The 16,753-nt window shown below is 53.8% G+C and carries 16 protein-coding genes and 1 tRNA gene; 14 read left to right on the top strand and 3 right to left on the bottom strand.

Going from position 1 to position 16,753, the window contains the following annotated elements:
• Window positions 1-7: 7 nt before the first annotated feature.
• Window positions 8-775, top strand: coding sequence for a CPBP family glutamic-type intramembrane protease (locus EUU23_RS14320; RefSeq protein ID WP_160352295.1), 768 nt, complete (start codon window positions 8-10; stop codon window positions 773-775).
• Here the strand turns inward: EUU23_RS14320 and EUU23_RS01095 are convergent.
• A complete protein-coding gene (locus EUU23_RS01095; RefSeq protein WP_160352294.1) occupies window positions 772-1,821 on the bottom strand; it encodes a S66 peptidase family protein in 1,050 nt (349 codons plus the stop codon). The two genes, EUU23_RS14320 and EUU23_RS01095, sit on opposite strands and share 4 nt — an antisense overlap.
• A 162-nt stretch (window positions 1,822-1,983) precedes the next feature.
• Here EUU23_RS01095 and EUU23_RS01090 point away from each other — a divergent pair, with 162 nt between their 5' ends.
• The 5 genes from EUU23_RS01090 (at window position 1,984) to EUU23_RS01070 (ending at window position 5,343) form a co-directional block, all read left to right on the top strand.
• Entirely contained in the window at window positions 1,984-2,421 is a 438-nt protein-coding gene (locus EUU23_RS01090) for an RrF2 family transcriptional regulator (RefSeq protein WP_160352293.1), read from the top strand.
• A gap of 284 nt (window positions 2,422-2,705) precedes the next feature.
• A complete protein-coding gene (locus tag EUU23_RS01085) occupies window positions 2,706-3,482 on the top strand; it encodes a sulfite exporter TauE/SafE family protein (protein WP_160352292.1) in 777 nt (258 codons plus the stop codon).
• A 111-nt stretch (window positions 3,483-3,593) separates the two neighbouring features.
• The gene (locus tag EUU23_RS01080; protein ID WP_160352291.1) at window positions 3,594-4,211 is read left to right on the top strand and encodes a 50S ribosomal protein L25/general stress protein Ctc; all 618 of its coding nucleotides are present in this window, start codon (window positions 3,594-3,596) and stop codon (window positions 4,209-4,211) included.
• A gap of 60 nt (window positions 4,212-4,271) precedes the next feature.
• Entirely contained in the window at window positions 4,272-4,841 is a 570-nt protein-coding gene (pth, locus tag EUU23_RS01075; protein ID WP_160352290.1) for an aminoacyl-tRNA hydrolase, read from the top strand.
• Window positions 4,842-4,845: 4 nt separating this feature from the next.
• On the top strand, window positions 4,846-5,343 hold the full coding sequence (locus EUU23_RS01070) for a P-loop NTPase family protein (RefSeq protein ID WP_160352289.1): 498 nt from the start codon (window positions 4,846-4,848) through the stop codon (window positions 5,341-5,343).
• A gap of 49 nt (window positions 5,344-5,392) precedes the next feature.
• Here the strand turns inward: EUU23_RS01070 and EUU23_RS01065 are convergent, their stop codons facing one another.
• Entirely contained in the window at window positions 5,393-5,662 is a 270-nt protein-coding gene (locus tag EUU23_RS01065) for a hypothetical protein (RefSeq protein ID WP_160352288.1), read from the bottom strand.
• A 67-nt stretch (window positions 5,663-5,729) separates the two neighbouring features.
• Here EUU23_RS01065 and ychF point away from each other — a divergent pair, with 67 nt between their 5' ends.
• Together ychF and EUU23_RS01055 are read left to right on the top strand one after the other, a co-directional pair.
• Window positions 5,730-6,830, top strand: coding sequence for a redox-regulated ATPase YchF (gene ychF / locus EUU23_RS01060; protein ID WP_160352287.1), 1,101 nt, complete (start codon window positions 5,730-5,732; stop codon window positions 6,828-6,830).
• 9 nt (window positions 6,831-6,839) lie between these two features.
• Entirely contained in the window at window positions 6,840-8,150 is a 1,311-nt protein-coding gene (locus tag EUU23_RS01055) for a hypothetical protein (protein WP_246155992.1), read from the top strand.
• An 891-nt stretch (window positions 8,151-9,041) separates the two neighbouring features.
• On the opposite strand, the gene mutL is transcribed toward EUU23_RS01055, so the two are convergent.
• Complete coding sequence (mutL, locus tag EUU23_RS01050; protein WP_160352286.1) at window positions 9,042-10,856, bottom strand: DNA mismatch repair endonuclease MutL; 1,815 nt, start codon at window positions 10,854-10,856, stop codon at window positions 9,042-9,044.
• A gap of 162 nt (window positions 10,857-11,018) precedes the next feature.
• Between mutL and EUU23_RS01045 the strand changes: the two genes are divergently transcribed.
• The 6 genes from EUU23_RS01045 to EUU23_RS01020 all read left to right on the top strand — a co-directional run bounded on the left by EUU23_RS01045 (window position 11,019) and on the right by EUU23_RS01020 (window position 16,705).
• Window positions 11,019-12,059, top strand: coding sequence for a rod shape-determining protein (locus tag EUU23_RS01045; protein WP_160352285.1), 1,041 nt, complete (start codon window positions 11,019-11,021; stop codon window positions 12,057-12,059).
• A gap of 14 nt (window positions 12,060-12,073) precedes the next feature.
• Entirely contained in the window at window positions 12,074-12,976 is a 903-nt protein-coding gene (locus EUU23_RS01040; protein WP_160352284.1) for a rod shape-determining protein MreC, read from the top strand.
• Window positions 12,973-13,527 (top strand): rod shape-determining protein MreD, encoded by a 555-nt coding sequence (mreD, locus tag EUU23_RS01035; protein ID WP_343032666.1) that lies wholly within the window; start codon window positions 12,973-12,975, stop codon window positions 13,525-13,527. The genes EUU23_RS01040 and mreD overlap by 4 nt, the downstream gene beginning before the upstream one ends.
• Window positions 13,524-15,431, top strand: coding sequence for a penicillin-binding protein 2 (gene mrdA, locus EUU23_RS01030; RefSeq protein WP_160352283.1), 1,908 nt, complete (start codon window positions 13,524-13,526; stop codon window positions 15,429-15,431). Before mreD ends, mrdA begins: the two co-directional genes overlap by 4 nt.
• Window positions 15,428-16,540, top strand: a complete 1,113-nt coding sequence (gene rodA, locus EUU23_RS01025) for a rod shape-determining protein RodA (RefSeq protein ID WP_160352282.1) — start codon at window positions 15,428-15,430, stop codon at window positions 16,538-16,540. Before mrdA ends, rodA begins: the two co-directional genes overlap by 4 nt.
• Window positions 16,541-16,629: 89 nt before the next feature.
• Window positions 16,630-16,705: transfer RNA gene (locus tag EUU23_RS01020), tRNA-Lys, on the top strand.
• Window positions 16,706-16,753 lie beyond the last annotated feature (48 nt).

Below are 16,753 nucleotides of genomic sequence, written 5' to 3'. Positions count from 1 at the left end.
GGTGATAGTGCCCGAAACCAGATCGCAGGTTAAAATGCAGGAAATTTCCGATCCTTCGCTTGCCCAAAAGCCAAGCATTTTTCCCGGTATTTTTCCGACAATTGGCTGGATCGTCTTGTATTTCGTTCTGCAACTAATTTGTACCGCCATCTTTATAGCGGTCGATGCGGTCAGTGGAGGAACACAGATTGCCGATGCAGGCGCACATAAAGGACTGGCGGTGTTATGGGGCATTGTGGCTTCCGCCATCATTCAGCTGTCCCTGATGTTTTTGTACCTTCGAAAAGACAACCGCTTCAAAAAAATTGGCCTCGACAGCTTCGGCACGATGCCGCTCGCAAGAACCTTCGGACTGGCGTTCATTTTGGTTGTTGGCGCGATGCTGTTCAATTTTTTATATGCCCATTATGTCATTCCCGGCATTGGTATGCAGGAAGAAATGGCCAAGATGCTGGCGAGCATTCCACGCACGCCGGTCAACATCATCGCGGGTTTCTTTGCCTTCGCCATTGCAGCGCCGTTGGTGGAAGAATTGCTGTTTCGCGGGTTTTTGCAAAATGCGCTGACCCGCTTTGTGCCGGTCTGGGCGGCTATCCTGCTTTCGTCATTCGCTTTCGCACTGGTGCATTTACAGCCCTATGCCATTCCGGGCCTGATGTCGCTTAGCATAGCCTTTGGATATCTGTACCACCGCACAGGGTCGCTGCGTACCAACATCCTGCTGCATATTCTCAACAACACAGCCGCGCTTCTTCTGACACAAGCCGTGGTTTAGGAAACCGCAGGTTCCAACATCCGCAAAGTTCCTGCATCGGCATCAATTTCGGTCATTACGCCTTGTGCCAGCGTAAACTGGTCAGTGATATGGCCGAACCATGCACCGGAATAGACCGGAATGCCCAACCCGCCCAAATGCTGGCGCAGCACATCATTCAAGGTAAATCCGCCATAGACGCCACTGCTGCTGCCGGTGCAACTCGTACATTGTCCAAAGACCACAGCCGCCAGATTTTTCAAGATACCTGCAAGTCCAAGCTGTGTCAGCATCCGGTCGATACGATATTCGGCCTCTTCAACATCTTCGAGAAACAGGATCGCGCCGTTGAAATCCGGGAGATAACCACTGCCCACAAGAGCTGTCAGCACGGTTAAATTACCACCGAGCAATCGGCCTTTTGCTTTGCCAGATGTTATGGTCTGCGTCCGCCAACGGCGCTGCACCAGCCGGTCCTCGCCACCTTCGGGATTCGCCAAAATGGGCGTCGCGGCATCAAAGGCGATGGGGTAAAATGCGTCCCAAGACGCTTTGCCCCATGCGCTTCCTGCGTTGGGGCCGTGCAATGTAGTAAAACCCGCCTTGGCCGCAATCGCCATATGTAGCGCAGTGATATCGCTAAATCCCGTTAGCAATTTCGGGTTGGCGCGAATGACGTCCCAATCCAAAAAGGGCAATAATCTCGCGCTTCCCCATCCACCACGCACGGCGAAAATTGCTTTGACGTCCTTATCGGCAAACATGGCATTAACATCCGCTGCCCGGTCCTTGTCCCGACCGGCCAGATAGCCGTAACGGTCAAGAATGTGCGCGGCACGTTTGGGCTTAAGCCCCATTGCCACGATTGCTTCTTCGACCAATTCTATCTGGAATGGTTCATCACTGGCCGACGCAGGTTCAATAAGGCCGACCGTATCGCCCGCCCGCAACCGCGCAGGTTTTCGATGAATTGAACCAGGCCGAGGCCCGCCCTGCATTGCCAAGGTCGGGGCAGCAGACAATATCGCCGCCAACCCCGCCAGTATCTCTCGCCGGTTCGTATTCATGTCATTCTCCGGCCGTCTTAAGTTTGCAAATCATATGGAACGCTATTCCGGGGTTTTCCGAAATGCAACCGCGTTGCACCTTGCAAGTAGCTTTCAAAACCCATTCACTATTTGTCTACTAACGGGGTTGAAAAACCGACGCACAAGGCGCAGAGATATCCCATGCTGTCGCAAAAAACACGCTATGCCATCCGCGCCATGCAGCATCTGGCTGATTTTCATGGCAAAGGTCCCGTGCAGTTGGCCGACATTGCAGAAGCGCAGAAGATTCCTCCTAAATTTCTGACTGTCATCCTTTCCGAATTGACCCGGTCCGGTCTGGTGGCTTCCCAACGTGGCAAGGATGGCGGTTACTGGTTAGGTGTTCCACCGATCGATATCAGCTACGGTGACTTGATACGGATCATGCGTGGTTCGCTCGCTCTCGTGCCTTGCGCCAGCAGGTACGCGCATGAGCGGTGCCGAAATTGCGTCGAAGAAGAAAATTGCCGAACCCGCGCCTTGATGCTGCAAGTGCGGGACAAAACCGCCAATTTGCTCGATTCAATCAACCTGTCCGACAGTGTGGAGGCAGATGCCTTTTTGCAGGCGGCTGAATAACTCCTTTCGTCCCAATACCGTACAAAGAGAACCGTTAAGCGCTTAATTCAAGGAAAACGTCCGAATCTTATTGTCTATTAAATTAGTTGAGATTAAGGACAGCGTGTCGGGGGGAGCCGACTGCAATATTATTGAAAGACCTTAAACCTACCGGTTCTGACGCGGTAGGCAAATATGGTAAAAGTGAGACTATTAGGGTTAATGCGGTAGCAAATCGATTTGGCAATGATTATGCGGCCGGAGTGATAACCCGCCAATAGACCCGCAAGGCAAGGGATGACTAAATGCTCGATTTCGTGGTGAATTTGGATTGGGGAGCAATCGCACCCTATATAGCAGTTGGTTTTCTGGCCCAGCTAATCGACGGTGCGCTGGGTATGGCATTCGGCGTAATTTGCAGCACATTATTGGTTAGCGTCATGGGCGTCGCCCCGTCGCGGGCGTCAGCTGGTGTACATTTTGTGGAGATGTTCACGACAGGCGCATCAGGCATCAGTCATATTCTCCACAAAAATGTAGACTGGCGATTGTTCAGCCGCATTGCAATTCCTGGCATCATTGGCGGCTGTGCCGGCGCTTATCTTCTAGCCAGCGTTCATACCGAAGCCGCCCGACCGCTTGTGATGCTGTACCTGACATTGATCGGCTTTTACCTGTTATACAAAGCCATTACATTTTCGCACGACCACAAAACCCGCGATCCTAAGGTGACAATTCCTTTAGGACTGGTCGGTGGCTTTTTAGACGCATCGGGTGGTGGCGGTTGGGGGCCTGTTGTGACGTCCAACCTGCTCATTCAGGGTAGCGACCCCCGCAAAACCATTGGCACCGTCAACACCGCAGAATTCTGTCTGACTCTCTCTATTTCTATCACATTTATCATGACGATAGGACTTCAGGCCTTTACGGTTGTGACCGGCGGATTGCTGATCGGTGGATTGTTGGCTGCGCCGCTGGGCGCGTTGGTGGCCAAGCGAATTCAACCCCGCAGGCTTCTTTTCGCTGTCAGCATTGTTCTGATCGCCACGAGTATGTTCAGCCTGTACAAGGCGCTGTCCTGAACCGAGGACAAAGCTTGCATTTGGCGTAAAGCCGGCATATAGGCGCGCGCTTGCCGTTCGTGGTCATCCCTGGAGGCGTGACGGCAAGCGAAACTTTATTGGAGATTTATCATGAGCGATCAGCTGACTTTGTCGGCCGAGACGCGCGAACGGGCTGGCAAGGGAGCCTCCCGCGATTTGCGTCGTCAAAACCGGATACCCGCTGTAATTTACGGCAACAAACAAGACCCCGAACTCATCCATGTTGAGGAAAAGGCACTCGTCAAATTGTTGATGACCGGCCACTTTTCGAACAGCGTGGTCGAGATCGACCTTGGTGGAAAGAAACAGATCACCATCCCGAAGGATGTTGCGTTCCATCCGGTTTCAGATCGTCCGACCCATGTTGACTTTCTTCGTATCGTCAAAGGTGCAAAGGTAGAAGTCGAAGTACCAGTTGTTTTCGTCAACGAAGATGCATCGCCCGGCCTGAAGCGTGGTGGCGTTTTGAACATTGTTCGTCATGAGCTGGAGCTCGTGTGCGAAAATGACAAGATTCCTGACGACATCCAGATCGACGTCACCGGATTCGACGTGGGTGATTCGATCCACATCAGCCATGTGAAGCTTCCCGCTGGTTCGGAAAGCAAGATCACCGATCGTGACTTCACGATTGCGACGATCGTTGCTCCTTCCGCACTCAAATCGAGTGATGGTGACACCACCGTTGACGGTGGCGCTGAAGCTTAATGTTTTTTCCTGTGGGCGGACTTCGGTCCGCCCCGGATATTCCCGCGAGGAAACACCGCGATGCAGCTATGGGTAGGCCTTGGTAATCCCGGACCCACCTATGCTATGCACCGGCATAATATAGGCTACATGGCGATTGATGCCCTTGCCGAAATCCACGACCTGCCATTGCCCGCCAAGAAATTTCAGGGCTGGGTGCAGGAATTACGGCTTGGTTCCGAAAAAATCATATTGCTGAAACCCGCCACTTTCATGAATGAAAGCGGCCGCAGCATACGTGCCGCCATGGATTTTTATAAGCTGGAGCCGGCGCAAGTTACCATATTCTACGACGAACTCGATCTCGCGCCGTTCAAGGTGAAGGTGAAGTCTGGCGGCGGGGCAGCCGGGCATAACGGTATCCGGTCAGCAATTGACCATATCGGTGCAGATTTTCGCCGGGTGCGCCTGGGCATCGGTCATCCCGGCCACAAGGACCGCGTCACGGGTTATGTGCTTGGAAACTTCCATAAAAGCGAAATCGACGACCTGGCTGACCTGCTGGGCGCCTTGGCAGCCGAAGCTGACTGGCTCGCCAAGGGCGATGATGTGCGCTTCATGAATGACGTGGCGCTTCGGTTGCAGGAATAGACCAGTGGAACGTGTGCTCGTTATTGGTCCCTGCGGTGCGGGGAAATCGACGCTATCTACCACATTGGCGACAAAGCTGGGCTTGCCTGTTTATCATATGGACCAGTTGAATTGGAAACCCGGCTGGGTGGAAAGTAGCAAGGAAGAATTGCACGACAAGCTGGCCGTCATTGTTGCAACCGAGCGCTGGCTGATAGATGGCACTTATGGCGGTACATTGGCAGCGCGCTTATCGCGGGCAGACACCGTCATCTATCTGGACTATCCGATTGCCCTGTGCGTCACACGATTGCTCAAACGCATTTGGACATATCGCGGACGAAGCCGCCCCGACATGACCGAGGGATGCCCTGAGCGTCTTGATATCGGTTTTCTTATCTATCTGATTCGCTGGAACAGCGGGCCTCGCTTACGCACCGAAGCGCGGTTGCGGGGCCATGATGCAAAGGTCATCCGCCTCCGCAGTCCGCTAGATCTGCAACTCTGGTTGGGCTCGATCTAAAACGAAGAACGCTCGAAGACCGCAGGCGATTTTCTCAGGGCTGATGCCATCACAGCGCCATCAGATGATAAAAACCCAGGTCAATTGCCAAAAGTGCCGCCGCTACCGCACTCGCCAATGCGCCCCTGCGGCTTCGCATGGAATTGCGATTGATGACTACGATAATCCGGTTCAGGTCATGATAGTCGAAAGTTTCGGATGCGTGGACCCTGTGCACGGTCTGGATACTGGCCAGATACCAGAACCATGCCGCCAAAGCCGATGCGATGATTGTCGCAAAATCCAGAAAGATTCCAAGGCCTGACCAAAGCTGTTCCATTTTGCTCCCCTTTTTCGAATTCAGGCGCTAAAGGCGCTCCTCCAGTCCAAGTCAAGAGTAGGTTATCATGGGTTTCAAATGCGGTATTGTGGGGCTCCCCAATGTGGGCAAGTCCACCCTGTTCAACGCACTGACGCAAACTGCCGCCGCGCAAGCTGCCAACTATCCGTTTTGCACGATTGAACCAAATATCGGTAATGTGGCCGTGCCCGACCCGCGTTTGGAAAGCATTGCCAAAATTGGTGGCAGCCAGAAGATTATCGAAACGCAACTTGGCTTTGTTGACATTGCAGGCCTGGTGCGTGGTGCCTCTAAAGGCGAAGGCCTGGGAAATCAGTTTCTGGGCAACATCCGTGAAGTGGATGCCATCGTCCATGTTTTGCGTTGCTTTGAAAATGACGATATTCAGCATGTCGACAACAAGATAGACCCAATCTCGGATGCCGAAACGGTGGAAACCGAATTGATGCTGTCAGATCTGGAATCGCTGGAAAAGCGGGTTCCAAACCTGGTCAAAAAAGGCACGCAAGGCGACAAGGAAGCTAAAATCAGCGCCACAGTGTTAAGTCGCACACTCGACCTGTTGCGGGATGGCAAGCCGGCGCGACTGACCAAACGCGACGATGCCGAAGAAGAGCGCCATTTCCAGATGGCCCAATTGCTGACGGCCAAACCGGTGCTCTATGTCTGTAACGTCGAAGAGGCGAGCGCGGCGAACGGTAACGCTTTATCGGCAAAGGTTTTTGATAAGGCGACGGCGGAAGGCGCTGAAGCGGTTGTCGTATCTGCCGCTATCGAAGCGGAGATTTCAACCATGCCCGCCGAAGATCGAGAGGTTTTTCTGGAGGATCTCGGGCTGACTGAAACGGGTCTGGCGCGGGTTATCCGATCGGGCTATGAACTTTTGCACCTAATCACTTTCTTCACAGTCGGCCCCAAAGAGGCTCGGGCATGGACCGTGACGAAAGGGGCGACTGCCCCTAATGCCGCCGGGGCAATCCACAGCGATTTCGAAAAAGGCTTCATCCGCGCCGAAACCATGGCCTTTGAAGATTATGTCCAGTATAATGGCGAAGCAGGTGCGAAAGAAGCTGGTAAATGGCGTTCAGAAGGCAAGGAATATCTCGTCAAAGACGGTGATATCATGTTGTTCCGTTTCAATGTCTAAGGCAAAGTAATGGCGTTTTCAGATCGGGGCAGAACAGTCTTTTGGGCATTGTTCGCCCCGTCTTTGGGCTGCCTGTCGGTACCCGCAGCGGCTCAGGATCATGGCCAGATGGACCATTCGCAAATGGGGCATGCCGTAACTGAACCGGAAGGTGAGGTCGTAATTGCAGACCGCCGGATTTCAGTTTCTGCAGAAGGCTCCGGCACTTCGCGGCTGCCCGGGAATGAAGGTGGCATGCATGGGCTGCATCTCGAAATTGCCCATGACTGGATGGTTATGACACATGGTTATGTATGGGGTGTTTACACTGACCAGTCCGGCCCGCGCGGTGACGACAAGACTTATGTGCAATCGATGGCGATGTTGACTGCAGAACGGTCCTTTGAGGGCGGTCGGTTCCAGTTCAAATCAATGTTCAGCCTTGAACCGCTAATGTCCAATCGCGGTTATCCCAGTTTATTTGCCATCGGCGAAACAGCGGGAGGCGAACCTTTGGTCGATCGCCAACATCCCCATGACCTGTTCATGGAACTCGCCGCCCGGATCGATATCGATGTTGCCTCAGGCAGCAGCCTGTACCTTTATGGTGGACCGGTAGGCGAACCTGCACTCGGACCATCGGCGTTCATGCACCGCGGATCGGCCAAACTGAACCCCGAAGCGCCGATCACCCACCACTGGTTCGACAGCAGCCACATCACTTATGGCGTTGCCACGCTTGGTTTTTCGTCCGAGAAATTCCAAGTAGAAGCATCACTGTTCACAGGTCGCGAACCAGATGAAGACCGCTGGAACATTGAAAAACCGAGGTTCGACAGTTGGTCGCTCCGTGCAGCCTTCACCCCATCGCCAGATTGGGCCATTCAGGTCAGCCACGGATTTCTGAAGCAGCCGGAATTCACCATCCACCCCGACGAGAATGAACATCGCACCACCGCCAGCGCGCATTATGCAAACGGCAATGGTCTGACAGCGACCGCCGCTTTCTCGGCCAAGAACCGTGATCCGGGTCCGACGCTGACGGCCTATCTGTTAGAGGCCAATTGGGATATTGATGATCATCACAGCGTCTTTGGCCGCTTCGAAAATGTGAAGAATGACGAGCTGTTTCCGGACGACCTCAGCCCTCTACACGAAGTGCCATTTCGTGTGAGCAAATTTCAGGCGGGCTACGCCTATCGCCTGCCTTTAACCGGCCCGCTAAACCTGGCGCTGGGCGGCTCGGCGTCGGCCTTCGCCAAGCCCAATGCGCTGGATGCAGCATATGGCAAAAGCCCGTTGGGTTTCACTCTGTTCGCAAAATTATCCATAGGTCATTGAAGCTAGAGTTTTTTGTTGTCTCAGGTATCAATGCCTTAGCTCAGTTAATTGAGATCTTCCTATTTTTTCCAAGCGAAATATGTTCCTTCGCTTGAACCTTTCGGCGCCGCAATGAACGTAAAGGCTTTGTGTTCTTACTGCGTTAGCCGAAATTGGCCATTTGCCCCTCCCTTAAGTTGTTTCTCCTCCTTCGGCAGGAACTTGTTTCATGGTCTGAGATTCAAACTTCAAAAGACTGAGCAACCGAAACAAGTTCAGCGGTGGGGATTTGAAAATCTATTAAGTTAACATCATTTCGGACCAGATTTTCTTTGTGAATCAGATATCTAAAACATAGAAATATACGTAGTCGTGATTTTTTTCGCAAACTCGGAACAACATCTATGTCGAATAAGCCCATTTCAGGTATGTTTGAAATACGCTCTTTTACGAGCATTCATACACAAAATCAGGATTTAGATGTGGGAGTTATCAGGGTAACTGGTGACACATTAAAGCAACTTGGCGGACGCGATGCTTTGGTAAGGATATCATGCCATTCTGGAGAGGGGATTTCCAATTCCATCATTCGAATCGTTCGCGCTTCTACGGGCAAAGACTGCTTAACTAAGGGGCAGATAGCACTGCAATATGAAGATAGGCGCAGGCTTGGAGTACCTAGATTACCGGCAACCAATCGAATTTCTATCGAGCCTGTAAATCAGATGTTAAATCAACCTAAATTTTTGTGGACACACACATCGCCACTTGTGAGGATGAATGCCATTTTCGGAGTTACGCTTACGATAATGGGTACGGCTATCGGGCTAGTCATAGGATGGATGCTGGGAAGCGCGTAACCACCAGAAGTTATGTTGCATCGTCATTGCCCTTTCGTCGATTGCGAGAAAATTATTTTCGGCCGAACAGCTTTTCAACATCGCCGAGCGCCAGCTTCACCCAAGTCGGACGCCCATGATTGCACTGCCCCGAACGCGGCGTCACTTCCATTTCGCGGAGCAGCGCGTTCATCTCGGGGACTGACAGCACGCGCCCCGCCCGCACTGACCCGTGGCACGCCATGGTGGCTGCGACATGGTCGATGCGTTCTTTCAGCGACAGGGCCTGATCATAGGCCGCAAGGTCGTCGGCCAGATCCTCGATCAATCCTTTGGCATCACCGCCGCGGAGCATTGCGGGCGTTGCGCGGACCAGTATTGCGCCCGGACCAAAGCGTTCAAGTTCGAGGCCAAAGGCAGACAGCTCTTCCAAACGCGCCTCTAGCCGGTCGCAGGCGGATTCGTCCAGCTCAACAACTTGCGGAAGCAACAACGCCTGCGATGGGACGGCACCGCCTGCCTGCGCCATTGCCCCGCGCATCCGTTCAAGCACGAGCCTTTCATGCGCGGCGTGTTGATCCACAATGACCAGGCCATCTTCGGCTTCGGCCACGATGTAAGTGTTCGCCACCTGCCCGCGTGCGACGCCGAGCGGATGGCTGCGGCTTTCCGGGACAGGGTCGGTTGCTTCGGCAGCGCGGCCCATCAGCGGTGCAAGATCCTCGCCGACGATACCGCGCATATCCCCAAAACTGGTCCGCTTTTCGGCCAGCGACGAAAAAGAGGGGGCGTAGTTGCCCTGATAAAATGTGCGTGGTGCGGCAAAAATATCACCCTGCGCCGTCCGCACCGGTTCTTGTTGCCAGGCAGAAAGCGCATCGGCAGCGGGGCGTTGCACGGCGCGAAATCCCGACTGGTCCAGTGCGTGGCGCAGACCGGAAACGATCATGCCACGAATGAGCGCAGGTTCCCGAAAGCGAACTTCGGTTTTGGCAGGATGGACGTTCACATCAACCTCGGTGAACGGAAGGTCGAGAAACAGCGCCACGACGGCATGACGGTCTCTCGCCAGCATTTCGGCATAAGCGCCGCGTACCGCCCCGATCAACAGCTTGTCCTTAACAGGTCGCCCGTTCACAAACAGAAATTGATGGTCGGATATGCCGCGATTGTAAGTCGGCAGGCTGGCAATACCGCCCAAACGCACTCCTTCGCGTTCGAAGTCGAGGCCCACGCTATTGTCGATCAACTCCGCGTTGGTCAACGCTGCCACCCTTTCGGGACGCTGCATATCCGGCTGGACCGCAAGAACGCGGCGACCATCATGCTCGACCGTGAACCCGATATCGGGACGCGCCATTGCCAGCCGTTTTATGGTGTCAAGTGCAGCCGCATATTCTGCACGCGGACTACGCAGGAATTTGCGTCGAGCGGGTACTTTGCCAAATAGATTTTCGACCCGCACCCGGGTTCCGGGTGGCAATGCGGTAGGACCTTCGTGCGTCAACACGCCGTGGTCGACAACGCGCCGCCATCCTTCCCGGCCGCTTACTCTGCTGTCCATAGCCAAGGTCGACACACTCGCAATCGAAGGCAATGCTTCGCCGCGAAAGCCCAGTGTAGCAACCAGATCAATATCCTCGCCCGGTAATTTAGACGTGGCGTGACGTTCCAACGCCAATGCCATATCATCCGGCGACATACCGCAACCATCGTCGGCAACCTCGATCAGATCAATGCCACCCGAAGCGAGGCGGACGGCGATATTTCGCGCACCGGAATCGATGGCATTTTCAACCAGTTCCTTCAACGCACTGGCCGGTCTTTCTACCACTTCACCGGCAGCAATGCGATTGACCAGATTTTCCGGAAGTCTTCTTATTGACATGTCGACATTCCTAGCCCAAGCGGCCCGTGCAGGCGACTCCTTAATCGTTCGCATTCCAGCCAAATACCTGTTTTTAAAAACAGCAAATTCCGCTAGGACCGCGCGATTGTTTTGGGCGCGCTCAAAAGGATTCTGACCAGACTTGGATTGGGTGGACATTAAATGGTTTTTGGCAAGTTTTTCCGTTTCGCATCACAGGATATGGCAATCGACCTCGGCACAGCGAATACCGTTGTTTATGTGCGTGGTCAGGGTATTGTTTTGAATGAACCTTCGGTGGTTGCCATCGAAACAATAAATGGTATCAAACGTGTCAAAGCGGTGGGTGATGATGCCAAGTTGATGATGGGCAAAACGCCCGACAGCATTGAAGCGATCCGCCCGTTGCGCGATGGTGTGATTGCGGACATCGATGTTGCAGAACAGATGATCAAGCACTTCATCCATAAAGTGCACGGCAAACGCCGGATGTTCAGCTACCCCGAAATCGTTATTTGCGTTCCTTCAGGTTCGACCTCTGTGGAGCGCCGCGCCATACGCGATGCAGCGTCAAATGCCGGCGCATCGGAAGTGTTCCTGATCGAAGAACCGATGGCGGCCGCAATAGGCGCTGATATGCCCGTGACTGAACCCATCGGTTCAATGGTCGTCGATATTGGAGGCGGTACAACCGAAGTTGCGGTGCTGTCGCTTCGTGGCCTTGCTTACACCACTTCGGTTCGCACAGGGGGTGACAAGATGGACGAATCAATTGTCTCCTATGTGCGACGACACCATAATCTGTTGATTGGCGAAGCAACGGCGGAACGGATCAAGAAAGACTTCGGGACCGCCCGTCCGCCCGCAGACGGCATTGGCCACACTTTGCACATCAAGGGCCGCGATCTGGTGAATGGTGTGCCAAAGGAAATCTCCATCAACCAAGGCCAGATTGCAGAGGCGCTTTCCGAACCTATCGGCACAATTTTGGAAGGCGTGCGTATCGCGTTGGAAAACACCGCCCCCGAACTGGCCGCTGATATCGTCGACCAGGGCATTGTCCTCACAGGCGGCGGGGCGTTGATGCAGGGCCTGGATGAATATCTGCGTGATGAAACCGGCCTGCCGGTTACGGTCGCCGAAGATCCGCTCACCTGTGTGGCAATCGGGACAGGCAGAGCAATGGAAGATCCGATCTTCCGCGGCGTCCTGCTGACAGCCTGATTTAGGATTTCAGCATGGCGCCGCCACCCCATCGGCGCCCCGGATTTTCCCGGAAGGCGCAATATGGCCTGTTCGCGACTTATGTAATCGCGATTGCAGGAACGGTGGTGGCTGCTTTGTTGCTAATTATATCGGTGGCTGATCCGACGGGGTTCGCAGCATTGCGAACTGTCGGTGCAGAAATCACTGCCCCGATTGCACGGTTTTTCAATAATATTCGCCGGAGCAGCAACGAAATTGGCAGCAATATGTCGGCTTATCTGGATGCGGCGTCCAAAAATGCGGCCCTCACCAAAGAAGTAGCGGCAAGCCGGACAAAGTTGATCGAAGCCCGGGCGTTGAAAGTCGAAAATGCACGTCTGCGAGGCATCTTGAAATTGAAAGAGGAAATGTCGGAGCAGATTGCTGTTGGCCGAATCATCAGCTCAACCGCATCAAGCACCCGGCGCGTCGCTACGCTTTCCATCGGGACAAATTATGGCGTTGAACGAGCGCAACCTGTTCGCGGGCCCGCCGGACTAATCGGGCGCGTAATCGAGACCGGACCAACCACAGCCCGAATATTACTAATCACCGATGCAGAAAACTTCGTCCCGGTCATGCGGGTAAAAGACGGACTCCCTGCATTTTCAGCCGGGCTTGGCAATGGACTGGTCGTGATTAAACCCCTCAATCTTGGTGAGAGTCCGTTCAAGGTTGGTGACATCATCGTAACGTCCGGCAATGGCGGTCTCTATCAGCCCAATATTCCATTTGCCCGCGTCATTCGAAAGACGAATGATGGCGCTCTTGCCCGCCCTTTGGCCGATCCTTCAAATTCACCTTATGCCGTAGTGATGCGCGCTTATCAGGCCGAGGCGCGTAAAGCGCAACAGGCGGTCGCACCAGATGGCATGGTCAAAGAGGTGACCGAGTGAAAAACCCAGTTACCGCGATCCGTTTGCCATTGCGACCCGGTCGCGAATATGAAAGCCGGTTCGACCGCGAACAATCGACGCTCAAAATGCTGGCAATACCGATAGCATCGGTGGTCATGGCTTCAATGATTACTACTTTGCCAATTTATGCGCCGCTGCCCATCCTTCCACCATTCGGGTTTTTGATGTTTCTGGCATGGCGGCTTATGCGACCTGGGCTTTTACCGGTTTGGTCAGGCGTACCCTTTGGTTTAACAGATGATATTTTCAGTGGACAACCCTTTGGAAGTGCAGGCCTTCTATGGTCATTGGCCATGCTAACTATTGAGATCATCGATTCCAGGGCGATCTGGCGCGACCATATTCAAGATTGGCTGATCGCAGCATTGTTGACGATCGCCACGCTCTTGGGCGGTCTGTGGATCACTGCTATGGCGCATGCCGCAAGCCACCCGTCTATATTATTGCCCCAGATCATTCTGTCGATATTGTTATATCCGCTGGTCGTGCGAATTTGTGCGCGACTGGATAGCTGGCGATTGGCAACATGAAAATCGAAAAGCAGGTAACATCGGGACAACTGGATTTCACATTTTCCCGACGTGCTATTTTCGTCGGCGGTGTCCAAGCTGCAATCGGCGCGACGGTCGCTGCGCGAATGTCATATATTGCGGTTGCCGATAATGAAAAGTACAAACTTCTGGCTGAAAGCAACCGGGTCAACCTGACAATCATTCCGCCGCGCAGGGGCTGGTTCATTGATCGCAATGGCAAGCCGATTGCCACAAATCGAGCCGATTTTCGCGTCGATATCATACCGGATCGCCTCGTCCGCAAGGACGAGACGATTGCGACGCTGGCCAATTTGCTTGCCTTGTCGAGTGACGATGTGGACCGTATTCACCGGGAACTCCAGCTTGCCCAAGGGTTCCAGCCAGTACAGGTGGCTGACGGACTCGATTATGAACGCTTCGCCGCCGTCAGTGTTCGTTTACCCGACCTCCCCGGGGTCAGCCCGCGCCAAGGATATTCGCGATTTTATCCCAGCGGTGCCGCGGTTGGCCATCTCGTTGGCTATGTCGGTACGGTTTCGGCCGAAGAATATCAAAAGAACAAAAACCCCCTGCTCATTACCCCCGGCTTTAAAGTTGGAAAAGATGGTCTGGAAAAAACGCTCGAAGCAAAGCTTCAAGGCGAACCTGGTGCCAAAAGGAGCGAAGTGACGGCGCGCGGCAAGATTATCAGGGAATTGACCACGCGGCCCGACACGCCCGGAAAGTCGGTCCAGCTTACCATCGACATCGACTTGCACAATTTCGCAGCGCGCCGCCTTGGACTTGAATCCGGATCGGTTGTCGTGTTCGACTGTCTGACCGGGGACATACTGACGATGGCGTCGATGCCCTGTTATGACCCGAACAGCTTTTCCGATGGTATTGGCCGCATTGAATGGAAGATGCTGAATTCGGACGATCATATTCCGATGCTCAACAAAGCGCTTCAAGGTCTTTATCCGCCGGGTTCTACGTTGAAGCCGATGGCAGCGCTCGCCTTATTGAAAAATGGAGTCGACCCGGACGAAACTGTTTTCTGTGCTGGCGGGTACCGGCTGGGCAATCGCGTTTTCAAATGCCTGGGCCGACATGGCACGATGAATATGACCAGCGCAATCATGAAAAGCTGCAACACCTATTTCTATTCGATGGGCAGGCGCATCGGTTATGACAAGATCGCACCCATTGCCCGCGAACTTGGTCTGGGTCAGGAATTTCCGCTTCCTTTCCCTTCGCAACGCTATGGAACGGTTCCCGACAGCGAATGGAAACAACGCAAATTGGGCCAAGCGTGGACTGAATCCGACACATTGAACGCGGTTATTGGTCAAGGCTATATTATCGCAAGTCCGTTCCAATTGGGCCTGATGGCGGCTCGCATCGCGTCAGGGCTAAATATTCATCCACAAATCCTTAAGAGCAATCGTGCCGCGCCTTCACTCCTTTCTTTCCCGACTGAGCATCTGGATATCGTCCGCAATGGTATGAACCTGGTCGTCAATGGGGCCGGCACCGCGGTTCGCAGCCGGCTTCCGCTAGAAAACATCATGATGGCCGGCAAAACCGGAACCGCGCAGGTCCGGCGGATTGCCGGGGCGCAACGCGGTCAATCCGGTGCATGGAAATATCGGGACCATGGTCTTTTCATATGCTTCGCACCCGTCGACAACCCGCGTTATGGCGCAGCGGTCGTCATAGAACACGGCATGGGCGGTGCGCGCGCCGCCGCGCCAATTGCGAAAGATGTTTTGACTTTCATCTATGATCGCGAATTGGCCATGAAATCGCTCGAGGCGCTTGAAGCGGGCTGGGGCGGAAATATCGAGCAGCGCCTGGCCGCAAAATATGCCGCATTCCAGGGGCAGCCTGCCGAACCGCCGCCATTGGACCCGACCGCATGACTGGTATTGTACCGGCCCCCATTGCAAGCCTGCCTTGGCGCGTCATTTTTATATTGATGGCCTTGGTCGGCTTTGGCGCGACAGTGTTATATTCCGCTGCAGGTGGCCATTTGGAGCCTTGGGCCGGAAAGCATGTCGCCCGGTTTCTGGTATTGCTGGCGATGGCCATTGTCATGTCCCGGCTCAAGATGGAATTCTGGAAATCGATTACATTCCCCTTATATCTCATACTTCTTATATTACTCGTTGTCGTCGAACTCATGGGCTTTGTCGGCGGCGGAAGTCAGAGATGGATCAATCTTGGCATCATCACGCTGCAGCCGTCGGAACTTATGAAGCCGGTAATGGTATTGGCCGCAGCGTGGTTTTTTGACAGATTACCTCCCAATCGCATTAACGGTATCGATGCAATCTGGCCCATTATTGCCTTGCTCGTCCTGCCCAGCGCGCTAGTTGTCATTCAACCGGATTTTGATGCAGCGATTGCATATGCCTTTGGGTTGGGTGTTGTCGCATTTCTGGCCGGCCTGCCTTTGATTTATTTCATAAGTGCCGGCGGCGCATTGGCCGTCATCGCGCCCCTCATCTATTTTTTCGGAATGAAGCCCTATCAACAGGACCGCGTTCTGATTTTCCTTAATCCTGAAAATGACCCATTGGGTGCCGGATATCACATCACCCAATCGAAAATCGCCATTGGTTCAGGCGGCATTTTTGGCAAAGGATTCGGCAATGGCACCCAAAGCCACCTCGATTACTTGCCCGAAGGCCATACCGATTTCGTCTTTGCCACCATGGCCGAAGAATGGGGCATTGTCGGGGGCTTTTTCATTTTGGGATTATATGTCCTCCTGATGCGCTGGGGCTTGCGCGTCGCGATGCAAAGCAAGACCCGTTATGGCCAACTCGTTGCGGCGGGCCTGACCTGCACTATTTTCTTTTATATCATGATCAACCTGCTGATGGTCGTCGGTCTCGCGCCGGTCGCGGGCATTCCCCTGCCCTTTGTCAGCCATGGTGGGTCATCGATGCTGACCATGATGATCTGCGTCGGCATCATCATGTCGATCGAACGTCACCCGGGTGCAAAGCGTGGTCAATTTACCTGACTCAACAAGCCGAAGCTTGACAAAGCCACCGAATCCCATCAAAGGCGGCGCTCCAAACGATGCCCGGCAATTTGGCCGCATCGAAATGGGGACGCTTAGCTCAGTTGGTAGAGCAGCTGACTCTTAATCAGCGGGTCGTGGGTTCGAACCCCTCAGCGTCTACCATTTCTCCTTTCTTGACTTCAAACTTTCCAATCGCCCCCAATTCCCGTC

Origin of the sequence: Sphingorhabdus profundilacus (assembly GCF_009769755.1) — a bacterium.
Classification (GTDB): domain Bacteria; phylum Pseudomonadota; class Alphaproteobacteria; order Sphingomonadales; family Sphingomonadaceae; genus Sphingorhabdus_B; species Sphingorhabdus_B profundilacus.
Note: the sequence above shows the minus strand (reverse complement) of the source record. Positions and strands in the feature narration are given on the sequence as shown.

Coding starts and splice junctions, on each gene's coding strand:
- EUU23_RS01095 (WP_160352294.1), bottom strand. CDS start 1,821: ATGAATACGAACCGGCGAGAGATACTGGCGGGGTTGGCGGCGATATTG.
- EUU23_RS01090 (WP_160352293.1), top strand. CDS start 1,984: ATGCTGTCGCAAAAAACACGCTATGCCATCCGCGCCATGCAGCATCTG.
- EUU23_RS01085 (WP_160352292.1), top strand. CDS start 2,706: ATGCTCGATTTCGTGGTGAATTTGGATTGGGGAGCAATCGCACCCTAT.
- EUU23_RS01080 (WP_160352291.1), top strand. CDS start 3,594: ATGAGCGATCAGCTGACTTTGTCGGCCGAGACGCGCGAACGGGCTGGC.
- pth (WP_160352290.1), top strand. CDS start 4,272: ATGCAGCTATGGGTAGGCCTTGGTAATCCCGGACCCACCTATGCTATG.
- EUU23_RS01065 (WP_160352288.1), bottom strand. CDS start 5,662: ATGGAACAGCTTTGGTCAGGCCTTGGAATCTTTCTGGATTTTGCGACA.
- ychF (WP_160352287.1), top strand. CDS start 5,730: ATGGGTTTCAAATGCGGTATTGTGGGGCTCCCCAATGTGGGCAAGTCC.
- EUU23_RS01055 (WP_246155992.1), top strand. CDS start 6,840: ATGGCGTTTTCAGATCGGGGCAGAACAGTCTTTTGGGCATTGTTCGCC.
- mutL (WP_160352286.1), bottom strand. CDS start 10,856: ATGTCAATAAGAAGACTTCCGGAAAATCTGGTCAATCGCATTGCTGCC.
- EUU23_RS01045 (WP_160352285.1), top strand. CDS start 11,019: ATGGTTTTTGGCAAGTTTTTCCGTTTCGCATCACAGGATATGGCAATC.
- EUU23_RS01040 (WP_160352284.1), top strand. CDS start 12,074: ATGGCGCCGCCACCCCATCGGCGCCCCGGATTTTCCCGGAAGGCGCAA.
- mrdA (WP_160352283.1), top strand. CDS start 13,524: ATGAAAATCGAAAAGCAGGTAACATCGGGACAACTGGATTTCACATTT.
- rodA (WP_160352282.1), top strand. CDS start 15,428: ATGACTGGTATTGTACCGGCCCCCATTGCAAGCCTGCCTTGGCGCGTC.